Annotated in this window: 2 protein-coding genes; both read left to right on the top strand. The window is 42.6% G+C overall.

Translation table 11 applies throughout. The annotated features are described in order from the left end of the window. On the top strand, positions 1-272 hold a 272-nt coding region (locus A3738_RS04550), incomplete at its 5' end, for a DUF533 domain-containing protein (protein WP_156503955.1). Positions 273-422: 150 nt separating this feature from the next. Beyond that, on the top strand, positions 423-613 hold a 191-nt coding region (locus A3738_RS04545; protein WP_197473590.1), incomplete at its 3' end, for a YiiD C-terminal domain-containing protein.

Raw genomic sequence — 613 nt, 5'->3', positions numbered from 1 at the left:
AAACGGTTAACAGGTTAGATTTGAGTGTGAATGTGAAGAGTGAGTTGTTGAATCTATTCCTGCAGCCTGTACTCATGGTTGAGATAGTTGGACAGTTCGATTCAATGGAGCAAAAGGCAGAGATTTATCTTGCTTCTTGTTTGACAATTGAGCTTGATGACGAGTCTGAATACAGGCATTTATCACTGCTCTCAAAAGCATTGAATCTGCCAGCAGGTCTTGAGCATCAGCTTCGCGCGCAAGCACAAAATGTCAAAGTTGAGGTTGCGTAGTTCTTGCATTGTTCTTGCGTCGCTTTTTAGTAGTTCGGTTTGCATCGCCGCTTAATGTATTCGAGTTAGTATGCATGCGGTGATGCAACTAGGTTTATATTTGATTTGCGGTATACTTTCGCGCCTATTCTTTTTTGAGATCTATACCGAATGAATGCATTACACGATATCGCAGCACGCGCACTTCAAGACTTCTTTATGCTTAATGTGCCTTTGGCTCGTGCTGCAGAGATTTCGGTACATTCTTATGATGGAAATAGACTTGTTTTTGAAGCGCCGCTAGATCCGAATACCAATGACAAGGGAACCGCGTTTGGTGGAAGTATCTATGTCATCGCTGT

The organism is Oleiphilus sp. HI0066 (assembly GCF_001635725.1).
The sequence above is the reverse complement of the archived record's forward strand: the minus strand, read 5'-3'. Positions and strand labels throughout refer to the sequence as shown.